18 protein-coding genes are annotated in these 18,128 nt (G+C 64.7%); 9 read left to right on the top strand and 9 right to left on the bottom strand.

Annotated elements, in window-relative coordinates; genetic code table 11:
• Window position 1 precedes the first annotated feature (1 nt).
• Both pgi and ACNH6H_RS06925 read left to right on the top strand, forming a co-directional pair.
• Window positions 2-1,606: a glucose-6-phosphate isomerase gene (pgi, locus tag ACNH6H_RS06930; protein WP_418316754.1), complete on the top strand. Its 1,605-nt coding sequence runs from the start codon at window positions 2-4 to the stop codon at window positions 1,604-1,606.
• Window positions 1,606-2,268 (top strand): HAD family hydrolase, encoded by a 663-nt coding sequence (locus ACNH6H_RS06925; RefSeq protein ID WP_418316753.1) that lies wholly within the window; start codon window positions 1,606-1,608, stop codon window positions 2,266-2,268. Before pgi ends, ACNH6H_RS06925 begins: the two co-directional genes overlap by 1 nt.
• A gap of 12 nt (window positions 2,269-2,280) precedes the next feature.
• Here the strand turns inward: ACNH6H_RS06925 and ACNH6H_RS06920 are convergent, their stop codons facing one another.
• Together ACNH6H_RS06920 and ACNH6H_RS06915 are read right to left on the bottom strand one after the other, a co-directional pair.
• Complete coding sequence (locus tag ACNH6H_RS06920; RefSeq protein WP_418316752.1) at window positions 2,281-3,372, bottom strand: M14 family metallopeptidase; 1,092 nt, start codon at window positions 3,370-3,372, stop codon at window positions 2,281-2,283.
• Between the two features lie 10 nt (window positions 3,373-3,382).
• Entirely contained in the window at window positions 3,383-4,579 is a 1,197-nt protein-coding gene (locus ACNH6H_RS06915; RefSeq protein ID WP_418316750.1) for a M20 aminoacylase family protein, read from the bottom strand.
• Window positions 4,580-4,687: 108 nt separating this feature from the next.
• On the opposite strand from ACNH6H_RS06915, the gene ACNH6H_RS06910 reads away from it, so the two are divergent.
• Genes ACNH6H_RS06910 through ACNH6H_RS06900 form a run of 3 tightly spaced genes read left to right on the top strand, consistent with a single transcriptional unit; the run spans window position 4,688 to window position 8,302 of the window.
• Window positions 4,688-6,808, top strand: a complete 2,121-nt coding sequence (locus ACNH6H_RS06910) for a molybdopterin-containing oxidoreductase family protein (RefSeq protein ID WP_418316749.1) — start codon at window positions 4,688-4,690, stop codon at window positions 6,806-6,808.
• Window positions 6,805-7,899, top strand: coding sequence for an aminopeptidase (locus ACNH6H_RS06905; RefSeq protein WP_418316747.1), 1,095 nt, complete (start codon window positions 6,805-6,807; stop codon window positions 7,897-7,899). The genes ACNH6H_RS06910 and ACNH6H_RS06905 overlap by 4 nt, the downstream gene beginning before the upstream one ends.
• Before the next feature lie 22 nt (window positions 7,900-7,921).
• Complete coding sequence (locus ACNH6H_RS06900) at window positions 7,922-8,302, top strand: polyhydroxyalkanoic acid system family protein (protein ID WP_418316746.1); 381 nt, start codon at window positions 7,922-7,924, stop codon at window positions 8,300-8,302.
• Window positions 8,303-8,344: 42 nt separating this feature from the next.
• Here the strand turns inward: ACNH6H_RS06900 and ACNH6H_RS06895 are convergent, their stop codons facing one another.
• Window positions 8,345-8,596 carry an acyl-CoA-binding protein gene (locus ACNH6H_RS06895; protein WP_418316744.1) on the bottom strand — a complete coding sequence of 84 codons (252 nt, stop codon included), beginning with the start codon at window positions 8,594-8,596 and terminating at the stop codon, window positions 8,345-8,347.
• Between the two features lie 182 nt (window positions 8,597-8,778).
• Between ACNH6H_RS06895 and ACNH6H_RS06890 the strand changes: the two genes are divergently transcribed.
• The gene (locus ACNH6H_RS06890) at window positions 8,779-10,188 is read left to right on the top strand and encodes a wax ester/triacylglycerol synthase family O-acyltransferase (RefSeq protein ID WP_418321261.1); all 1,410 of its coding nucleotides are present in this window, start codon (window positions 8,779-8,781) and stop codon (window positions 10,186-10,188) included.
• 4 nt (window positions 10,189-10,192) lie between these two features.
• On the opposite strand, the gene ACNH6H_RS06885 is transcribed toward ACNH6H_RS06890, so the two are convergent.
• From ACNH6H_RS06885 to ACNH6H_RS06870, 4 genes are all read right to left on the bottom strand, one after another.
• Window positions 10,193-10,807 carry a sulfite oxidase heme-binding subunit YedZ gene (locus ACNH6H_RS06885; RefSeq protein ID WP_418321260.1) on the bottom strand — a complete coding sequence of 205 codons (615 nt, stop codon included), beginning with the start codon at window positions 10,805-10,807 and terminating at the stop codon, window positions 10,193-10,195.
• A gap of 91 nt (window positions 10,808-10,898) precedes the next feature.
• Window positions 10,899-11,903 carry a protein-methionine-sulfoxide reductase catalytic subunit MsrP gene (gene msrP / locus ACNH6H_RS06880; RefSeq protein WP_418316743.1) on the bottom strand — a complete coding sequence of 335 codons (1,005 nt, stop codon included), beginning with the start codon at window positions 11,901-11,903 and terminating at the stop codon, window positions 10,899-10,901.
• Window positions 11,904-12,009: 106 nt separating this feature from the next.
• Window positions 12,010-12,342: a hypothetical protein gene (locus ACNH6H_RS06875; protein ID WP_418316742.1), complete on the bottom strand. Its 333-nt coding sequence runs from the start codon at window positions 12,340-12,342 to the stop codon at window positions 12,010-12,012.
• 108 nt (window positions 12,343-12,450) lie between these two features.
• Window positions 12,451-13,020, bottom strand: coding sequence for a c-type cytochrome (locus ACNH6H_RS06870; protein WP_418321259.1), 570 nt, complete (start codon window positions 13,018-13,020; stop codon window positions 12,451-12,453).
• 323 nt (window positions 13,021-13,343) lie between these two features.
• On the opposite strand from ACNH6H_RS06870, the gene yihA reads away from it, so the two are divergent.
• The gene (gene yihA, locus ACNH6H_RS06865; protein WP_418316740.1) at window positions 13,344-14,009 is read left to right on the top strand and encodes a ribosome biogenesis GTP-binding protein YihA/YsxC; all 666 of its coding nucleotides are present in this window, start codon (window positions 13,344-13,346) and stop codon (window positions 14,007-14,009) included.
• Window positions 13,993-14,877: an alpha/beta fold hydrolase gene (locus ACNH6H_RS06860; RefSeq protein WP_418316738.1), complete on the top strand. Its 885-nt coding sequence runs from the start codon at window positions 13,993-13,995 to the stop codon at window positions 14,875-14,877. Before yihA ends, ACNH6H_RS06860 begins: the two co-directional genes overlap by 17 nt.
• Window positions 14,878-14,989: 112 nt before the next feature.
• Here the strand turns inward: ACNH6H_RS06860 and groL are convergent, their stop codons facing one another.
• Both groL and ACNH6H_RS06850 read right to left on the bottom strand, forming a co-directional pair.
• Window positions 14,990-16,639 carry a chaperonin GroEL gene (groL, locus tag ACNH6H_RS06855; RefSeq protein WP_418316736.1) on the bottom strand — a complete coding sequence of 550 codons (1,650 nt, stop codon included), beginning with the start codon at window positions 16,637-16,639 and terminating at the stop codon, window positions 14,990-14,992.
• A gap of 100 nt (window positions 16,640-16,739) precedes the next feature.
• On the bottom strand, window positions 16,740-17,030 hold the full coding sequence (locus ACNH6H_RS06850) for a co-chaperone GroES (protein ID WP_418316734.1): 291 nt from the start codon (window positions 17,028-17,030) through the stop codon (window positions 16,740-16,742).
• 301 nt (window positions 17,031-17,331) lie between these two features.
• Here ACNH6H_RS06850 and ACNH6H_RS06845 point away from each other — a divergent pair, with 301 nt between their 5' ends.
• Window positions 17,332-18,105, top strand: a complete 774-nt coding sequence (locus tag ACNH6H_RS06845) for a ferredoxin--NADP reductase (RefSeq protein WP_418316733.1) — start codon at window positions 17,332-17,334, stop codon at window positions 18,103-18,105.
• Window positions 18,106-18,128 lie beyond the last annotated feature (23 nt).

The following is an 18,128-nucleotide window of genomic DNA, read 5'->3' as shown; positions in this document are numbered from 1 at the left end:
GATGACGACTCCACGCTGCGACGAGACGCCGGCCTGGGCCGCACTGGCCGGGCATTACGAGGCCCATGGCCGCGATTTCGATCTGCGCGACGCCTTCCAACACGACCCGGACCGCTTCAACCACTTCAGCGTCGAGGCGCCGGAAATCTTTGCCGATCTGTCGAAAAACCTGATCGACGTCGCCGGCCTCAAATTTCTGCACGAGCTTGCCGCCGAATGCCGGATCGAGCAGCGCCGCGATGCGCTGCTGGCCGGCGAGCCGATCAATACGACCGAGGGCAGGGCGGCGCTGCACACCGCGCTGCGGGCACCGCGCTCGGGTGATGGCAAGGGGCCGTTCAGCGACGAGGTGCACCACACCCTCGATGCGCTGCTGGCCTATGCCGAGCAGGTGCGCGACACCGCCGGCAGCGGCATCCGCCATGTCGTCAACATCGGCATCGGCGGCAGCGACCTCGGGCCGCAGATGGTCGTGCGTGCACTCGATGCCTTTGCCCATCCCGGCATCCAGATGCATTTCGTCTCGAATGTCGATGGCCACGACATCACGCCGGTGCTGCGTCGGCTGAAGCCGCGCGAGACGCTGTTCATCATTGCCAGCAAGACCTTCACGACACAGGAGACGATGGCCAATGCGGCCGTTGCGAAAAACTGGTTTCTCGGCGAAGGTGGCAAGGACATCGGCAAACACTTTGTTGCCGCAACGACCAATGTCGAGGCTGCCGCCGAATTCGGCATCACGACGACCTTCGGCTTCTGGGACTGGGTCGGCGGGCGTTATTCGCTGTGGGGTGCGATCGGATTGCCGATCGCGATCGCGATCGGCAGTGAACATTTCCGCGCGCTGCTTGCCGGCGCACACCGGATGGACCGGCATTTTGCGCAGGCACCGGTCGAGCGCAACCTGCCGATGCTGCTCGGCCTGCTCGACGTCTGGTACCGCAATTTCCATCAGTTCGGCAGCCGCAGCGTCGCGCCCTACCACCAGGGGCTGGCGCGGCTGCCGGCCTACCTGCAGCAGCTCGAGATGGAAAGCAACGGCAAGCGGGTCGACCTGGCCGGCAGGCCGTTGCCGTATGCGACCAGCCCGGTCGTCTGGGGCGAGCCCGGCACCAATGGCCAACATGCCTATTTCCAGATGCTGCACCAGGGCACCGAAACGATCCCGGTCGAATTCATCCTGGTCCGCAAACCGACCCACGGGCTGCAGCAGATGCACGAGCTGCTGCTCGCCAACGGCCTCGCCCAGGCGCAGGCGCTGATGGTCGGCAAGACCGCCGACGAGGCAGCGAAGGAGAAGCCGCCGACCGCATCGGACAGCATCGACCCGCAACTGCTCGCCAGGCACCGCAGCTTCCCCGGCAACCGGCCGAGCACGACGCTGCTGCTCGACCAGCTGACGCCGGCCAGCCTCGGTGCATTGATCGCGTTGTACGAGCACCGCGTATTCACCAGCGGTGCGCTGTGGCAGATCAACAGTTTCGACCAGTGGGGCGTCGAACTTGGCAAGGCCTTGTGCAAACAGCTGGTGCCGCGCTTTGCCAGCGGCGATGTCAGCGGCCTCGACGCATCGACCGCCGGGCTGCTGGCCCGGCTGCGCGGCTGATGGCGACGACGCTGGTTTTCGACCTCGGAGGCGTCGTGCTGCACTGGCAGCCGGCCGAGTTGCTGCGCCACTGCCTGGCGCAGCGGATCGATTCAGACGAAGCCGCCTCCGTGCTCGCCACTTCGTTTTTTGAATCGTTCCGCCCCGGCGGCGCCTGGGCCGAATTTGACCGCGGCAGCCTCAGTGCGACGGAGGTGGCACGGCGCATCGCCGATGGGGCGAGCGGTCTGTCACACGCCGAGGTCGAGCGCGTGATGGACGCGATCCCTGCACACCTGCAGTTGCGTCCGGACACCGCTGCGCTGCTGGCCGAACTGCACCGCGCCGGCCACCGCCTGGTCTACCTGTCGAACATGCCGGCGACGTATGTCGACCATGTGCAGCAGCAACTCGCGCGCATCGATGGCGCCTTCGACGGCGGCATCTTTTCGTCCGAGGTCGGCATCGTCAAACCGGAAAGCGCGATCTTTCAGCTGGCCGAGCGACACTTCGGCAGCGCCGCGGATGAACTGCTGTTTTTCGACGACAACCCGGTCAACGTCGACGCGGCGGCGCGGCTCGGCTGGCAGGCGCGGTTGTTTGTTGATGCCGACGGCGCGCGAAGCGATCTGGTCGAGGCCGGCCTGTTGCCGGCTGGTGAAGCGCTTGCCGAGAAGCAGTAGCAGGTACCGGATTCAGGCGGCCGACTGGTCGGCGGACAGGCCGGCGACCGCCTGCATCGTTGCCTGCAGCGCCTGCTCGAGCACCGCCTGCTTCCATTCGTCGGTATCGACAAAAAATGCCGCGCGGATCTGCTGCTTGATTGCCGCGGCCGTTGCTGGCGGCGCGTCGGGATGGTTTTGCAGCCATTGATCGGCGCGCAAGGCGTCGAATACCGCCATCAGCGGCACGGTGCCGAATTCGAGTGCGATGCCGGTATATTCGGCGCCGAAATTTTCCTGCTCGATGACCTGCCACATCAGGCCGTCGAGCCGCGCCGAACTCGAATTGCCCTCGACGATCGAGGTCACCTGCGGACCCCACCAGCGGCGCGCCCGCGCCAACGTCTCCGGATCATCGCGTGCGGCGGAGATCCGCTCACCGACGCCACAGGGGCCGAGCCCGGTGTGCACGTCGATCCAGCCGATGCGGTTGGCGCCGGGCAGCACCTCGCGCAATATGCGGCGCAATGCCAGATTGCTCCAACTCGGCGCCTGGCCGCCATAAAACAGCCCGTCCGGATGGCAATACTGGCCACTGGAGATCGCCGCCTGCAGGGCGCCGATGCCGTGGCGTTCGATGAAGCTGCCGAGTGCCGCCTTGACGTCGTCACTCGGTGGCCACTGCTCGGGCACCAGCAACTCAGCCAGTTCGTCGTAACCGGGGTTGTCCGGCAATGGCTGGCTGAAATCGTGGAAATTGCGGTTCAGGTCGACGTTCTCGTGGGTGGTGCGGCGCCACCACGAAAAGCCCCACGGGTTCAACGCATGCAGGTGGATCACGCTGACGCCGACGCCGCGGCAGGCGGCGCGCAATGCGGCATCGCCGAGCAGCATCGTCTGCACCGCCGAGCCGCAATAACCCTCGATGCCGTGGCAACCGCTGCTGATCAGCAGCCGGCGCGGTGCATCGGCGGGGCCGTCGACGACGACATCGAGTGACAGTGTCTCGCCGTCGCGGCCAACCAGCGGATGCTGATGGGCCTGCACCGCCAGTCCCGCCGCCTGCGCCGCAGCGACAAATTTGCCGCGCGCCTCGGCATAACTGGTGGAGAACAGCGCGTCCATCGACGGCGGGTCAGCCGCGCGCCCGGGCCAGCCAGGCTTCAGCCATCCGCACCCACAGCGTCGCGCCGAGCGGAATCAGCTCGTCGTTGAAGTCGTAACTCGGGTTGTGCAGCATGCACGGCCCCATGCCGTGGCCGCCTTCGCGGTGGCTGCCGTCGCCATTGCCGATCAGGAAATAGCAGCCGGGCAACTGCTGCAGGAAAAAGCTGAAATCCTCGGCGCCCATCGTCGGCTCGAATTCGAGCACGTTGTCGGCGCCGACGACTTCGCCCATCACCGTGCGGGCGAAGGCGGTTTCGGCCGGATGGTTGATCGTCGGCGGGTAGTTGCGCTTGAACTCGAATTCGCAAGTCGCACCGAATGCGGCGCAGGTGTGCTCGGCAATTTCCTGCATCCGCCGCTCGATCAGATCGAGCACCTCGAGCGTGAAGGTGCGCACCGTGCCGCGCATCTCGCAGGCGTCGGGGATCACGTTGGTCGCTTCGCCGGCATTGATCATCGTCACCGAAATCACGCCGGCATCGATCGGCCGCTTGTTGCGAGTGATGATGGTCTGGAAGGCCTGCACCATCTGGCAGGCGATCGGCACCGGGTCGATGCCGTTGTGCGGCATCGCGGCATGGGCGCCCTTGCCGCGGATCGTGATGCGGAATTCGTTGCTGCTGGCAAAACACGGGCCGTTCTTTACTGCGAACTGGCCGACCTGCATGCCCGGCCAGTTGTGTGCGCCGAAGATCGCCTCCATCGGAAATTTGTCGAACAGCCCGTCGTTCATCATCTCGCGTGCACCACCGCCGCCTTCCTCGGCCGGCTGGAAGATCAGATAGACGGTGCCGTCGAAGTTGCGGTTTTTCGCCAGGTGCCGGGCTGCCGCCAGCAGCATCGCGGTATGGCCGTCGTGGCCGCAGGCGTGCATCTTGCCGGGGTGGCGGCTGGCATGGGCGAAGGTGTTGTGTTCGCTCATCGGCAGCGCATCGATGTCGGCGCGCAGCCCGACCGCGCGCGAACTGCTGCCGTTTTTCACGATGCCGACGACACCGGTCTTGCCGAGGCCGCGGTGGATCGGAATGCCCCATTCGGTCAGCTGCTGGGCGATCAGGTCCGAGGTGCGGTTTTCCTCGAAACACAGTTCGGGGTGGGCGTGGATATCGCGCCGCACGGTGGCGATGGCGGCCGCGTCGGCGAGGATGGATTCAATCAGGCGCATGGGGACTCCCGGATACCGCGCTGCGGTCTGCTCGCCGCCGCGGGAAAATCAGTTTACCCGCCGGCCGGCCGTTGCGCAGCCGGTAGCCACCCTGTGCAATAGTTCAGCATGAGCGAGACCACCCTCGAATCGGCAGCGCCGGAGACCGACGTCGTCGTCCGTGCGGCCTGCCCGCACGACTGCCCCGATACCTGCGCGATCCGCGTCACCGTGCGCAACGGCATCGCGATCAAGTTGCAGGGGGATCCGGACCATCCGCCGACCCATGGCGCCTTGTGCACCAAGGTCTCGCGTTATACCGAGCGCACCTACCATCCGGAGCGGGTGCTGCACCCACTGCGCAGGGTCGGCCCGAAGCAGGCCGGTGTCGCGCCGCAGTTCGAGCCGGTCAGCTGGGACGACGCGCTCGACGACATCGCCCGCCGGCTTCGCGAGATTGCCGCCCGCGATCCGGAAGCGATCCTGCCGTACAGCTATGCCGGAACGATGGGCCTGCTGCAGGGATCGAGCATGGACCGGCGCTTTTTCCACCGCCTCGGCGCATCGCTGCTCGATCGGACGATCTGTGCCAGTGCCGGTGCGGCGGCGCTCGGTGCAACCTATGGCGGCAAGCTCGGGATGCACCTCGAGCACTACGCAAACAGCAAGCTGATCCTGATCTGGGGCAGCAATTCGATCGCATCGAACCTGCATTTCTGGACTTTTGCGCAGGCCGCGAAGCGCGCCGGGGCCAAGTTGATCTGCATCGACCCGCGGCGCACCGAAACCGCCGACAAATGCCACCAGCACATCGCACTGCTGCCGGGCACCGACGGTGCACTGGCGCTCGGGATGATGCACGAGCTGATCCGCAACGGCTGGCTCGACCAGGCCTATATCGACGCCCATGTCGAGAACGGACCGGAAGGCTGGGCGGCGTTGCGCGAGCGGGCGTTGGCGTGGCCGCCGGAGCGCACTGCAGCCGAATGCGGCATCAGCGTCGACGAGGTGCGCGGCCTGGCCCGGGATTATGGGACGCTGGCGCCGGCGGCGATCCGGCTGAACTACGGCATGCAGCGGGTTCGCGGCGGTGGCAATGCGGTCAGGTTGATCGCGTTGCTGCCATGCCTGACCGGTGCCTGGCGCGACGCCGCCGGCGGCATGCTGCTGTCGGCGTCCGGCTGGTTCCCGTTCAACGTCGCCGCGATGGAGCGTCCCGATCTGCTGGCCGGCCGCCAGCCGCGCACGCTGAACATGGTGAAGATCGGCGACGACCTGTTGCGCCAGACCGGCGAGGCGCTGCCGGACGGCAGCCGCTTCGGCCCGCGCATCGAGGCGCTTGTCGTCTACAACAGCAATCCGGTAGCCGTCGCACCCGACTCGGCAAAGGTCGTGCGCGGTTTCGAGAGGTCCGACCTGTTCACCGTCGTGCTCGAACATTTCATGACCGATACCGCCGATCTGGCCGACTATGTGCTGCCGGCGACGACGCAACTCGAGCACCTCGATGTCCACGGCAGCTACGGCCACACCTATGTGCTGCGCAACGAGCCGGCGATCATGCCGGTCGGTGAAGCACGGCCGAATACGCAGATCTTTCGCGATCTGGCTGCGCGGATGGGGTTCGACGACGCCTGCTTCCTGGACAGTGACGAGGCGCTTGCGCAGACCGCTTTCGGGCCGACGGTCGATCCCCAGGCCCTGCGGCGGGACGGCTGGGTCAAGCTCGACCTCGCGGATGCGCCGTTTGCCGACGGTGGGTTTCCGACCGCCGATGGCCGCTGCCGGATCAGCTCCCCGATCTTTGGCGGCGCCGACTACCTGCCCAATTTCGAATCCGCCCGCTCTGCGCCTGCGCTGGCGCAACGTTATCCGCTGGCGATGATTTCGCCGCCGGCGCGCAATTTTCTCAATTCGAGCTTCGTCAACATGAAGAGCCTGCGTGCGATCGAAGGACGCCCGCTGCTCGAGATGCATGCCGACGATGCCGCTGCACGCGGCCTCGCCGACGGCCAGCTGGTGCGGGTCTTCAATGACCGCGGCAGCCACCGTTGCCACTTGCGCATCAACCAGCGCGCGAAGCTGGGCGTTGTCCACGGGCTCGGAATCTGGTGGCGAAAGTTCGGAGAAGACGGCACCAACGTCAACCAGCTGACCAGCCAGGCGCTGACCGATCTCGGCCGCGCGCCGACCTTCTACGACTGCCTGGTCGAGGTCGAGGCGGCCGGTCCGGCGAACGAGGGCGAGTGACGGCGCAATCGAAAGTGTCGCGCCGCTCTGCCGGTCCGGCCGGCTGGTTGCTTGTATTGGCCTGCAGCATGCTGCTCGCGGGCTGCGCACCGCTCGGTTATCTGGCGCAGTCGGTCGGCGGCCATCTGCAGCTGGTTGCCGCGGCCCGGCCAGTGCCCGACTGGCTGGCCGACGACGCGACGCCGCCCGCCTTGCGCGATCGGTTGCTGCTGTCGCAGCGGATCCGCGATTTTGCGGTCAGCGAACTGAAGCTGCCCGACAACGCGAGTTACCGCCGTTATGCCGACATCGGCCGCCGCGCCGCGGTCTGGAATGTCGTCGCTGCGCCGGAGCTGAGCCTCAGACTGAAGACCTGGTGCTATCCGGTCGTCGGCTGCGTCGGCTACCGCGGTTATTACGACCGCGCCGATGCCGATCGCGCCGTGGCGCCGTTGCGCGACGAGGGCCTCGACGTGCTGGTGTATGCGGTGCCGGCCTATTCGACACTCGGCAAGATTCCGGGCGAGTATTTTGCCGATCCGCTGCTGAATACCTTCATCCACTATCCGGAGGGACAGCTCGCCGGCCTGATCTTCCATGAGCTGAGCCACCAGGTCGTTTATCTGGCAGGCGACACCGGTTTCAACGAATCATTTGCGACCGCGGTCGAACGCATCGGCGCGCGGCGCTGGCTGAGCCAGCGCGGCAGCGAAGCGGCGCGGCAGGAATATGAGCGCCAGCAGAGCCGGCAGCAGGATTTTCGCGAGCTGACGCGGCAGACGCGACGCGAGCTCGAGGCGGTCTACGACGGCGACGGCAGTGCTCAGGACAAACGGGCCGCGCGCGACCGGGTGATGGCGTCGATGCGAGAGCGCTACCGGCTGTTGAAGGAACAGCGCTGGGATGGCTTTTCTGGTTACGACGGCTGGATCGCTGCTGCCAACAATGCGTCGCTCGGCCTGATCGCCGCCTACAACTCGAAGGTGCCCGAATTCGAAGCGATCTTCGAACGCAGCGGCAGCAACTTCGATGCGTTCTACGCCGAGGTCAAGCGCATCTCCCGATTGCCCGACGCCGAGCGCAAGGCGCTTTTTGCCGCAGAATCGAATTGACATCAAACGATCGGAGGCCGTGATGGCGCAGATTCACATCCACCGCGAACACCAGCTCGGGCTGGAAAAGGCACGCAAGATCGCCTGGCGGTGGGCCGAGGAAGTCGAACAGAAATTCGACATGGAATGCACCGTCGTCGAAGGCGAGTTCAGCGACGTCGTCAATTTCGAGCGCACCGGCGTCAGCGGCCAGTTGATCGTCGCCGACGATCATTTCGATCTCGATGCCAAGCTCGGCTTTCTGCTCGGCGCATTCAGCAAGCGCATCGAAACCGAAATCGAGAAAAACCTCGACGACCTGCTCGCGGACAGCGGGACGCCGACGACGGCCAAGCCGGCAACGCCTAAAAAGCGCGCGCCGGCTGCGAAGACGGCAGCAAAAAAGACGCGCAAGGCCGGCTGACCGGGCGCGCTCCGCTTCGCCCGCATGGTGCGGGCACCGAGCTTATTTCAGCGACTCGATCAGGTCGATATATTCCTGTTTCGCTTCGTCGCTCGATTTGCCCTTCTGCTCGTTCCAGGCGTCCCACTTCGCGCGGCCGACCAGATCGGAAAAGCCGGGCCGCTTGCCGTCGACGTCGCCGCTTGTTGCCTGCTTGTACAAGGCATAGATCTTCAGCAAGGTCGCGTTGTCCGGCTTTTCGGGCAATGTTTTCGATTCGGCGACGGCTTGCTCGAACTTCTGGTCCAGTGACATGGATACTCCTGGCTGGTGGGTGAAAGTGTCGATTGACGGTTCGCATGCTAACAAGCATCGTCGTCAGCAACGGTGGCGCAGACCAAGGAGCAAGAGCAATGGTGCGAGCTGCCGCGGCAGCGAAAAGGCGGACACGGGCGGCCGGCAACCAGGATACGGCCCGTGGCGCCGTCGAGCAGCGGATGTCGCGCGTCGATACCGCATGGCTGCGGATGGACAGCGACGTCAACCTGATGATGATTGTCGGCGTCTGGCTGCTCAGCCCGGCGATCAGCCGCGCTGCGTTGATCGAGCGGCTCGCCTCCAGGCTGCTGCTGTACCCGCGATTCAGGCAATCCGTCGTCGACGATCCGGTCGGGCCGATCTGGCGCAACGACGCGTCGTTCGACATCGAGCAGCATGTGGTGCAGACCCGGCTGCCGCGCCGCCGCGGCCAGTCGGAGCGGGCTGCGCTGCAGGCTCTGATCGGCAAGCTGGCGGTCACGCCGCTGGACCCGACGCGACCATTGTGGCAACTGCATCTGGTCGACGGCTACGAAGGCGGCAGCGCGCTGATCGCACGGATACACCACTGCATCGGCGACGGCATCGCGCTGATCTCGGTGATGTTGTCGATCACCGACGAAGGCGCCGATCCGCCGCGGTCGAGGCGCGGTGGCGGCCATTCGGCTGCCGGGGCAAGCGATCCGGGTCTGTTCGACGAACTGCTCAAACCGCTCGGCGAGATCGCCGCGAAGGCCTTCGAGGTCTATGAACGCGGCCTCGGCAAGGCGGCGCAGGCACTCGCCGACCCGCACCGGCCGCTGCTCGAATCGCTGCAACTGGCGCGCGGCGTGCAGCAAATGGTCGGCGACGTTGCTGCGCTGGCGTTGATGGAAGACGATTCACCGACCCGGCTGAAAGGCAAGCCGGGTGGCAGGAAGCTGGTCGCCTGGGGCGAGCCGCTTCCGCTCGAGCGCGTGAAGGCGGTTGGCAAGGCGCTCGGCTGCTCGGTCAACGATGTGCTGCTGGCCTGTGTCGCCGGCGCATTCGGCAGCTATCTGCACAGCATTGGCGACGATCCGGACGGCAAGGAGATCCGCGTGATGGTGCCGGTCAACCTGCGCCCGCTCGACGAGGCCTGGCAACTCGGCAACCGCTTCGGACTGGTGCCGCTGGTGTTGCCGATCGGTCTGGCCAATCCGGTGCAGCGTGTCTACGCGGTGCGTGCCCGGATGAACGGCTTGAAAGGCAGTTTCCAGCCGCTGCTGGCATTCGGCCTGCTGGCGATGGCCGGCCTGCTGATCAAGCCGCTGCAGGACTCGCTGCTTGGCCTGTTTGCCAAGAAGGCCACTGCGGTGATGACGAATGTCCCGGGCCCCGCTGAAGCGTTGACTTTCTGCGGATCGACGCTGCGCCAGACGATGTTCTGGGTGCCGCAATCGGGCGATATCGGTGTCGGTGTCAGTGTGTTGTCGTATGGCGGCGGCGTGCAGTTCGGCTTGATCACCGACCGCCGGCTGTGCCCCGATCCGCAGGCGGTCGTCGACCGCTTCGAGCCGGAGTTCGACAAGCTGCTGATGTTGACGATGATGCTGCCGTGGCGCGAATGAGCGATCACGGCCTGCGTTCGCCGCGCAGCGCGACGCGGCGGCGCAGCAGCGCCTGCACGATCCGCCAGCCGAACAGCACGGCGATGATGGCGGCATAAACCGCCACTTCGGCGAAGTCGTTCTTGCCGGCCCGCATCCAGAAAAAGTGCAGCAGCGCGAGCATCGCGATCAGATAGATCGTGCGGTGCAACCACTGCCAGCGCTGTGCGCCCAGCCATCTGACCGCGCGGTTGAACGAGGTCGCAGCGAGCGCCGTCATCAGCAGCAGTGCCAGTGCGCCGACCAGGATGAACGGGCGTTTTGCGATATCGCGCAGGATCTCGTTGACGTCGAGCCCCATGTCGAGCCAGCCGTAGGAGAGGAAGTGCAGGCAGGCGTAGAAAAAGGTGAACAGGCCGAGCATGCGCCGGAATCGCGCCAGCGCCGGCTGGCCGCTCAGCTGTCGCAGCGGCGTCACTGTCAATGTGAGACAGAGCAGGCGCAGGGTCCAGTCGCCGAGGCTGCGGATCAGCGCCTCGGCCGGGTTGGCACCAAGTGAGTCGGTCCAGGCTGCATGGAACAGCGAGACAAACGGCAGCAGGCACAAGACAAACAGCAGCGGCTTGGCCAGTGGGCTCATCAGCCAGCGCGAGACCCGGTTGCCGCTGCTGCGCCGCCGTGTCGCGGCGTCTGCGCCGACGGTCCGGACTGCTGGCTTCATCGACGCCTGGTCAGAAGAATTTTTTCAGGTCCATGCCGGCATAAAGCTGTCCGACCTGGGCCTCGTAGCCGTTGAACATCAGCGTCGGCCGCCGCTTCTTGAACAGGCCATCCTCGCCGATGCGGCGTTCGGACGACTGGCTCCAGCGCGGATGATCGACATTCGGGTTGACGTTCGAATAAAAGCCGTACTCCTGCGGCGCGGCCTTGTTCCAACTGGTCAGTGGCTGCTTTTCGGTGAAGCGGATCTTGACGATCGACTTGCCGCTCTTGAAGCCATATTTCCATGGCACGGTCAGGCGCACCGGCGCGCCGTTCTGGTTCGGCAGGATCTCGCCATAAAGACCGAATGTCAGCAGCGTCAGCGGATGCATCGCCTCGTCGAGGCGCAGCCCTTCAACATACGGCCAGTCGAGCACCGACGAACGCAGATTGGGCATGGTTTTCGAATCGGCCTCGGTGACGAACTCGAGATAGCGGGCATTGCCGGTCGGCTCGACCCGCTTGATCAGCTCGGACAACGAGTAGCCGATCCACGGCACGACCATCGACCAGCCTTCGACGCAACGCAAACGGTAGATGCGCTCTTCCTGTGTACTGAGCTTGAGCAGTTCGTCGATGTCGAAGACCTTCGGCTTCCTGACTTCGCCTTCCACGGCAATCGTCCACGGCCGCGTCTTCAGACTGTGGGCGTGGCGTGCAGGATCGGCCTTGTCGGTGCCGAATTCGTAGAAATTGTTGTAGCTGGTGACGTCCGCATAGGTCGTCAGCGGCTCCATCGTCAGAGCGCCGGCGACATTCGAACGGCTGGCCGGCAGCGGGGCCAGTTTGCCGGGCCGGGCACTGCCGATCTGGGCCCTCGCATCGCGCGATGCCCACAGCGCGAGGCTGGCACCGGCGCAGCCGAGTGCCATCCGCTGCAGCCAGTCACGGCGCTGCGCAAAGATCTGGATCGGGGTGATCTCACTGGTCTGGCGGTGCTGGAACCCGCGGTCGAATCGTGAACGCATGAGCATCTTCTCCGGCTGAACAAGGCAGTCGGACGCATCGCGCGCTTTCTTACCGATAAGGGGCAGCAGCGTGACGGTCCGCCTTGCGGCGTCCGTTCCGCCCGGCGGCGTGTCAGATCACGTCGCTCGAATTGATGTCGAACAGCTGCAAGGAGTTCGACGATATCCTGTCGCGGAAACCCTTGCGCTGGAACAGCTTGGCCTGCGCCTCGGCCGGCAGGTCGGTGATGTTCAGGATATTTTTTGCCAGCAACACGTCGACCAGGTCTTCGATGACCCGCACGAAGCCGGCATCGAGTTGCGAGAAGGTGTCGTCATCGTCGATCGAACCGAGGAACTCGAGCACATCGGGGTGCCGGTCGTCGACGAATTCACCCGCGGTCGCGCTGGCGGTTCGGTGCAGACTCTCGATCTGCCCCTGGGCATTGCGTGAAACGTAGGGCATGGCGGACGTGTCCGAAAAGGGTGGGGCGACTATAAGCCGCCAGCCGCCATGCCGATCGCCGGAACAGCCCGGTGGTGCCGGGCCTTTTTGTGCCGGGACGCCGTCTGCTTATTGCAGGCCGGCCGTATATTCGGCCAGCGCCTTGATCTCGCGATCATTCAGTTTGGCGGCGATGGCCGTCATCTGCGGGCTGTTCTGCCGGATGCCGTCGCGGAAGGCGATCAGCTGCGCGGCCGAATAATCCGCATGCTGACCGGCCAGACGCGGATACTGGGCCGGGATGCCACCGCCCGACGGGCTGTGGCAGCCCGAGCAGGCCGGGATGCTCCGATCGGGAATGCCGCCGCGGTAGATCTTCTGGCCCAATGCCACCAGGTCCTTGTCCTTCGCGGCACCGGGTTTGGCCATCTTTGTCGCGTAGAACGCGGAGACATTCTTCATGTCGTCCTCGCTCAGCGCGCTGGCAAAACCCTTCATGATCGGGTTGTTGCGCTTGCCGCTCTTGAATTCGATCAACTGCTTGGTCAGGTATTGCGGATGCTGGCCCTGGATGATCGGATTGGCCGGGCTGCCGCGGGAACCGTCGACCGAGTGGCAGGCCGCGCACACCGAAGTGGCCGTTGCCTCGCCCTTTGCAGGATCGGCCTTGATGACGGCAGCGGGTGCGTCCGCCGCCATCGCCGTCGAGACTGCGCCAGCCAGAATGAAGCCGACGAAAGACAGGCGGGTGGCGTTGGTGAACAGCGAGCGGTCGGAAGACTTCATGAAATTGGCCGGTTGAGTCACGGATGCGTCGGGTCAAACCACAAGATTTTACAATGGGCCGAGCCGTGGAGATTCATGGTGCCGCTGCCAGCGGCGCTGCCGTGGTGTTGACCCGACGAACAGAGCACGCCACGCCAATGAAAAGCCCATCCTCCGCTACCCGTACCGAGAACGCCGTCGGCAGGCGAGCTTCATCAGCGCCCACGGTGGCCGCCCCTTCGCCAGAGAAGCGCGCCTTGGCCTGGGCCCACACCGCCCGCTTCCTGACAACGGCCAGCCAGCTCGACCAGTTGCCGATCACCGAGCTGCCCGAGATCGCCTTCGTCGGTCGCTCGAATGCCGGCAAGAGCACCGCGATCAACACGCTGACGCAGCAGGGACGGCTGGCCTTTGCATCGAAGACGCCGGGGCGCACCCAGCACATCAACCTGTTCGAGCTCGGTCCGAAAGACAGGCCCGATGCCTTGTTCGCCGACTTGCCGGGCTACGGTTATGCGGCGGTGGCGCGCGGCGCCAAATTGCGCTGGCAGCAGGTGATGGCCGATTATTTGTCGGTTCGGCGCAGCCTCAGCGGCGTCGTGCTGATGGTCGATTCCCGGCATGGCTTCACCGACCTCGATCGTCAGCTGCTCGATTTCGTTTCCGGCCGGCTGGCCAATGGCACGGTCAGGTTGCTGGTACTGCTGACCAAGGCCGACAAGCTGAACCGGCAGCAGGCCAGCACGGCGCTGGCATCGGCGCAGGCGCTGCTCGCCGAGGTCGCGACCGACCAGGCCGATCTCGGCGTGACGCTGTTTTCCGCATTGAAGAAGCAGGGCATAGGCGATGCCGCATTGACGCTGCATCAATGGGTGCATGGCGCTGCGGCGACGCCCGGCGGGGACGATGATCGAGACGTTTGACGTCGAGCTGCCACACGGCATCCGCATCGCCTGCCGAGCGGCTGGCGATGCTGACGCACCGCTGCTGGTCCTGCTGCACGGGTTTCCGGAAGCGGCCTTTGTCTGGGATGAGGTGATCACCAGACTCGCCGACCGGTTTCGCTGTGTCGCACCGAACCTGCGCGGTTATGCGCCGTCGTCGGTGCCGAGCGAGGTCGAGTCCTATCGGCCCGCCCACCTGGTGGGCGACATCGCGGCGCTGGTCGAACGGCTCGGCGGTGACGCAGTGCTGGTGGCCCACGACTGGGGTGGTGCGGTGGCGTGGAATCTGGCGGCGCGGCAGCCTGCCGGTCTGCGCCGGCTGGTGATCATCAATGCGCCGCATCCGGCAACGTTCCTGCGCGAGTTGCGCGACAACCCGCAGCAACAGGCGGCGAGCGCATACATGAATTTTCTGGTTCGTCCGGATGCCGGCCGATTGCTCGCGGAAAACGACTTCGAGCGGCTGTGGCGTTTTTTCGAAGCCCTCGGGGAATCACCCGGCTGCGATTGGCTCGACGAACCGACGCGCGCTCGATATCGGGCGCTGTGGCAACAAGGCCTCGACGGGCCGCTGAATTATTACCGGGCGACACCGTTGCGGCCGCCGACCGCAAGCGATTCGGCCGTCAACCGCATCGAATTTGCCGACCGCGATGTGACCGTGACGCTGCCGACGCTGGTGATCTGGGGCGAAGCCGACCGTGCGTTGCCGCCATCGCTGCTCGATGGCCTCGAGCGCTGGGTGCCGTCGCTGCACATCGAACGCATTGCGCACGCCAGCCATTGGGTGATCCACGAGCAGCCCGACCGCATTGCCGAGTTGATCGGCAATTTCGCCGCCGGCTGATCAGCAAACGAAAAAAGGGCCGCATCGCTGCGGCCCTCGTCTTGCAGGCGTGGCAACCGTCGAATCGACCGGTGCCGAGCCGGGTCCGGCCGAAGCCGGACCGCGGCGGATTTTACATGTCCATGCCGCCCATGCCACCCATGCCGCCCATGCCACCAGGCATGCCACCGGCCGGGGACTCTTCCTTCGGTGCCTCGGCAACCATCGCCTCGGTCGTCAGCATCAGCGATGCCACCGAAGCGGCGTTCTGCAGCGCGGTGCGGGTCACCTTGGTCGGGTCGAGAATGCCCATCTCGATCATGTCGCCGTAGGTGTCGTTGGCAGCGTTGTAGCCGTGGTTGCCCTTGCCGGCCAGCACTGCATTGACGACGACGCTGGCTTCGCCACCGGCGTTCTGCACGATGATGCGGATCGGCTCTTCGATCGCGCGCAGGATCAGCTTGATGCCGGCGTCCTGATCGGGGTTGTCGCCCTTGATCTGGCCAGCAGCCTGCTTGGCGCGCAGCAGCGCAACGCCACCGCCGGCAACGATGCCTTCCTCGACGGCCGCACGGGTTGCGTGCAGTGCGTCTTCGACGCGGGCCTTCTTCTCCTTCATCTCGACTTCGGTCGCGGCGCCAACCTTGATCAGCGCAACACCGCCGGCCAGCTTGGCCACGCGCTCTTGCAGCTTCTCACGGTCGTAGTCGCTGGTCGCTTCCTCGATCTGGACGCGGACCTGCTTGACGCGGGCCTCGATGTCCTCGGCGGCGCCGTTGCCGTCGATGATCGTGGTGTTTTCCTTGCCCACTTCGACGCGCTTGGCCTGGCCCAGATCAGCCAGCGTGACCTTCTCGAGCGTCAGGCCGACTTCTTCCGAAATCACCTTGCCGCCGGTCAGGATCGCGATGTCTTCCAGCATCGCCTTGCGGCGGTCGCCGAAGCCCGGGGCCTTGACGGCAACAACCTTCAGGATGCCGCGGATCGTGTTGACGACCAGGGTCGCCAGTGCTTCGCCTTCGACTTCCTCGGCGATGATCAGCAGCGGACGGCCGGCCTTCGCGACTTGCTCGAGCGTCGGCAGCAGGTCACGGATGTTGCTGATCTTCTTGTCGAACAGCAGCACGAACGGGTTGTCCAGGCTGGCCGACTGCTTTTCCGGATTGTTGATGAAGTACGGCGACAGGTAGCCGCGGTCGAACTGCATGCCTTCGACGATCTCGAGCTCGTTGTCGAGCGACTTGCCGTCTTCGACGGTGATCACGCCTTCCTTGCCGACCTTGTCCATCGCCTTCGCGATGATCTCGCCGATCGACTCGTCGCTGTTCGCCGAGATCGAACCGACCTGGCTGATTTCCTTGCTGGTCGTCGTCGGCTTCGAAGCCTTGCGCAGTTCTTCGGTCAGCGCGGTGACGGCCTTGTCGATGCCACGCTTCAGGTCCATCGGGTTCATGCCGGCGGCGACATATTTCATGCCTTCGCGGACGATCGCCTGGGCCAGCACGGTGGCGGTGGTGGTGCCGTCACCGGCGTTGTCGCTGGTCTTGGAAGCGACTTCCTTGACCATTTGCGCGCCCATGTTCTGGAGCTTGTCCTTCAGTTCGATTTCCTTCGCGACCGAGACACCGTCCTTGGTCACGGTCGGGGCGCCAAACGAGCGCTCGAGCACCACGTTGCGACCCTTCGGGCCGAGCGTCACCTTGACCGCATTGGCCAGGATGTTGACGCCTTCGACCATGCGAGCGCGGGCATCACCGCCGAAAATAACGTCTTTAGCTGCCATTTGTATTCTCCGAATTCTTGATGGGAAAGGCGCAGTTCACACTGGCTGCCCGCCTGTGCGGGCGCCACAGCGCAAAGCGCCGAGCCTTGGTTTGTGCTGCTTACTCGACGACGGCGAAGAGGTCTTCCTCGCGCATCACCAGCAGTTCGTCGCCGTCGACCTTGACGGTCTGGCCGCTGTATTTGCCGAACAGGACGCGGTCGCCGACCTTGATGTTCAGCGCAATGAAGTCACCAGACTTCTCGCTGCGCTTGCCCGGGCCGACGGCCAGGACTTCGCCCTGGTCGGGCTTCTCTGCGGCGTTGTCCGGGATCACGATGCCGGAAGCGGTCTTGGTTTCCTGTTCCAGGCGCTTGACGATCACGCGATCGTGCAGAGGACGAAGTTTCATGACATCTCCTAGGGATGGTTCGGTAGAGCTTGTTTGAGAGGGCCGGAATCCACCACGTCGGCCAACAGGCAGCGCGATTCGATTCGAGGCCGGAGCCGTTAGCACTCATGGTCGACGAGTGCTAGCAAAGCAATTATAGGGTCGAGAAAACAGGTTTCAAGGGGGCGACGGTGTCTGACGCTGCGAACATTGCCGACTGTTCAGACGCAAAAGTAATAAACAGCCAACTTTTTAAAACTTTGATGGCTTTCTGATGAGTGGCATCATCAGGGGCTTACCCTGAGAAGCCCTTCCTCGACAAATGAGTGCATTCAATGAAGAGCGCGTGCTGAGCGTGCATCACTGGACCAACAAGCTGTTCACGTTCACAACGACGCGCGACCAGGCGCTGCGGTTCAGCAATGGCCATTTCACGATGATCGGCCTGCGTGTCGATGGCAAGCCGCTGCTGCGGGCCTACAGCATCGTCAGTGCGAATTACGAGGATCACCTCGAATTCCTCAGCATCAAGGTACCCGATGGTCCGCTGACCTCGCGGCTGCAGCACATCAAGGTCGGAGATACCGTGATCGTCGGCCGCAAGCCGACCGGCACGCTGGTGATCGACTACCTGCTGCCGGGCAAACGCCTGTATCTGCTGTCGACGGGCACCGGGCTGGCGCCGTTCATGAGCATCATCCGCGATCCGGAAACCTACGAAAAATTCGAGCAGATCGTGTTGGTCCATGGCGTTCGGCAGGCCGACGAACTGGCCTATCACGACCTGCTGACCGAACACCTGCCGGCGCATGAGCTGATCGGCGATCTGGTGAAAAGCCAGCTGCTGTACTACCCGACGGTCACCCGTGAGTCATACCGAAACATGGGCCGTATCACCGAGCTGATCGACAACGGCAAGCTGTTCGATGATCTCGCCATTCCGAAACTCGATGTGGCGAATGACCGGGTGATGATCTGCGGCAGCCCGGCAATGTTGCGTGATCTGAAGCACCTGCTCGAGCAGCGCGCGTTCCTCGAAGGCAATACCTCGAAGCCCGGCCACTTCGTGATCGAGCGGGCTTTCGCCGAACAATAAGGCGGCGCCCGCCGCCGCCGGCA

The organism is Pseudideonella sakaiensis (assembly GCF_048320135.1).
In the GTDB taxonomy this organism is placed as follows: Bacteria; Pseudomonadota; Gammaproteobacteria; order Burkholderiales; family Burkholderiaceae_C; genus Ideonella_A; species Ideonella_A sakaiensis_A.
Note: the sequence above shows the minus strand (reverse complement) of the source record. Positions and strands in the feature narration are given on the sequence as shown.

What these genes read in the sequence shown, in the direction of transcription:
- ACNH6H_RS06895 (WP_418316744.1), bottom strand. Translation starts at nt 8,596, where the DNA reads ATGTCACTGGACCAGAAGTTCGAGCAAGCCGTCGCCGAATCGAAAACA.
- ACNH6H_RS06870 (WP_418321259.1), bottom strand. Translation starts at nt 13,020, where the DNA reads ATGGCGGCGGACGCACCCGCTGCCGTCATCAAGGCCGATCCTGCAAAG.
- ACNH6H_RS06910 (WP_418316749.1), top strand. Translation starts at nt 4,688, where the DNA reads ATGAGCGAGACCACCCTCGAATCGGCAGCGCCGGAGACCGACGTCGTC.
- ACNH6H_RS06925 (WP_418316753.1), top strand. Translation starts at nt 1,606, where the DNA reads ATGGCGACGACGCTGGTTTTCGACCTCGGAGGCGTCGTGCTGCACTGG.
- ACNH6H_RS06920 (WP_418316752.1), bottom strand. Translation starts at nt 3,372, where the DNA reads ATGGACGCGCTGTTCTCCACCAGTTATGCCGAGGCGCGCGGCAAATTT.
- ACNH6H_RS06915 (WP_418316750.1), bottom strand. Translation starts at nt 4,579, where the DNA reads ATGCGCCTGATTGAATCCATCCTCGCCGACGCGGCCGCCATCGCCACC.
- ACNH6H_RS06900 (WP_418316746.1), top strand. Translation starts at nt 7,922, where the DNA reads ATGGCGCAGATTCACATCCACCGCGAACACCAGCTCGGGCTGGAAAAG.
- ACNH6H_RS06875 (WP_418316742.1), bottom strand. Translation starts at nt 12,342, where the DNA reads ATGCCCTACGTTTCACGCAATGCCCAGGGGCAGATCGAGAGTCTGCAC.
- ACNH6H_RS06845 (WP_418316733.1), top strand. Translation starts at nt 17,332, where the DNA reads ATGAGTGCATTCAATGAAGAGCGCGTGCTGAGCGTGCATCACTGGACC.
- msrP (WP_418316743.1), bottom strand. Translation starts at nt 11,903, where the DNA reads ATGCTCATGCGTTCACGATTCGACCGCGGGTTCCAGCACCGCCAGACC.
- ACNH6H_RS06885 (WP_418321260.1), bottom strand. Translation starts at nt 10,807, where the DNA reads ATGAGCCCACTGGCCAAGCCGCTGCTGTTTGTCTTGTGCCTGCTGCCG.
- pgi (WP_418316754.1), top strand. Translation starts at nt 2, where the DNA reads ATGACGACTCCACGCTGCGACGAGACGCCGGCCTGGGCCGCACTGGCC.
- groL (WP_418316736.1), bottom strand. Translation starts at nt 16,639, where the DNA reads ATGGCAGCTAAAGACGTTATTTTCGGCGGTGATGCCCGCGCTCGCATG.
- ACNH6H_RS06850 (WP_418316734.1), bottom strand. Translation starts at nt 17,030, where the DNA reads ATGAAACTTCGTCCTCTGCACGATCGCGTGATCGTCAAGCGCCTGGAA.
- ACNH6H_RS06860 (WP_418316738.1), top strand. Translation starts at nt 13,993, where the DNA reads ATGATCGAGACGTTTGACGTCGAGCTGCCACACGGCATCCGCATCGCC.
- ACNH6H_RS06890 (WP_418321261.1), top strand. Translation starts at nt 8,779, where the DNA reads ATGTCGCGCGTCGATACCGCATGGCTGCGGATGGACAGCGACGTCAAC.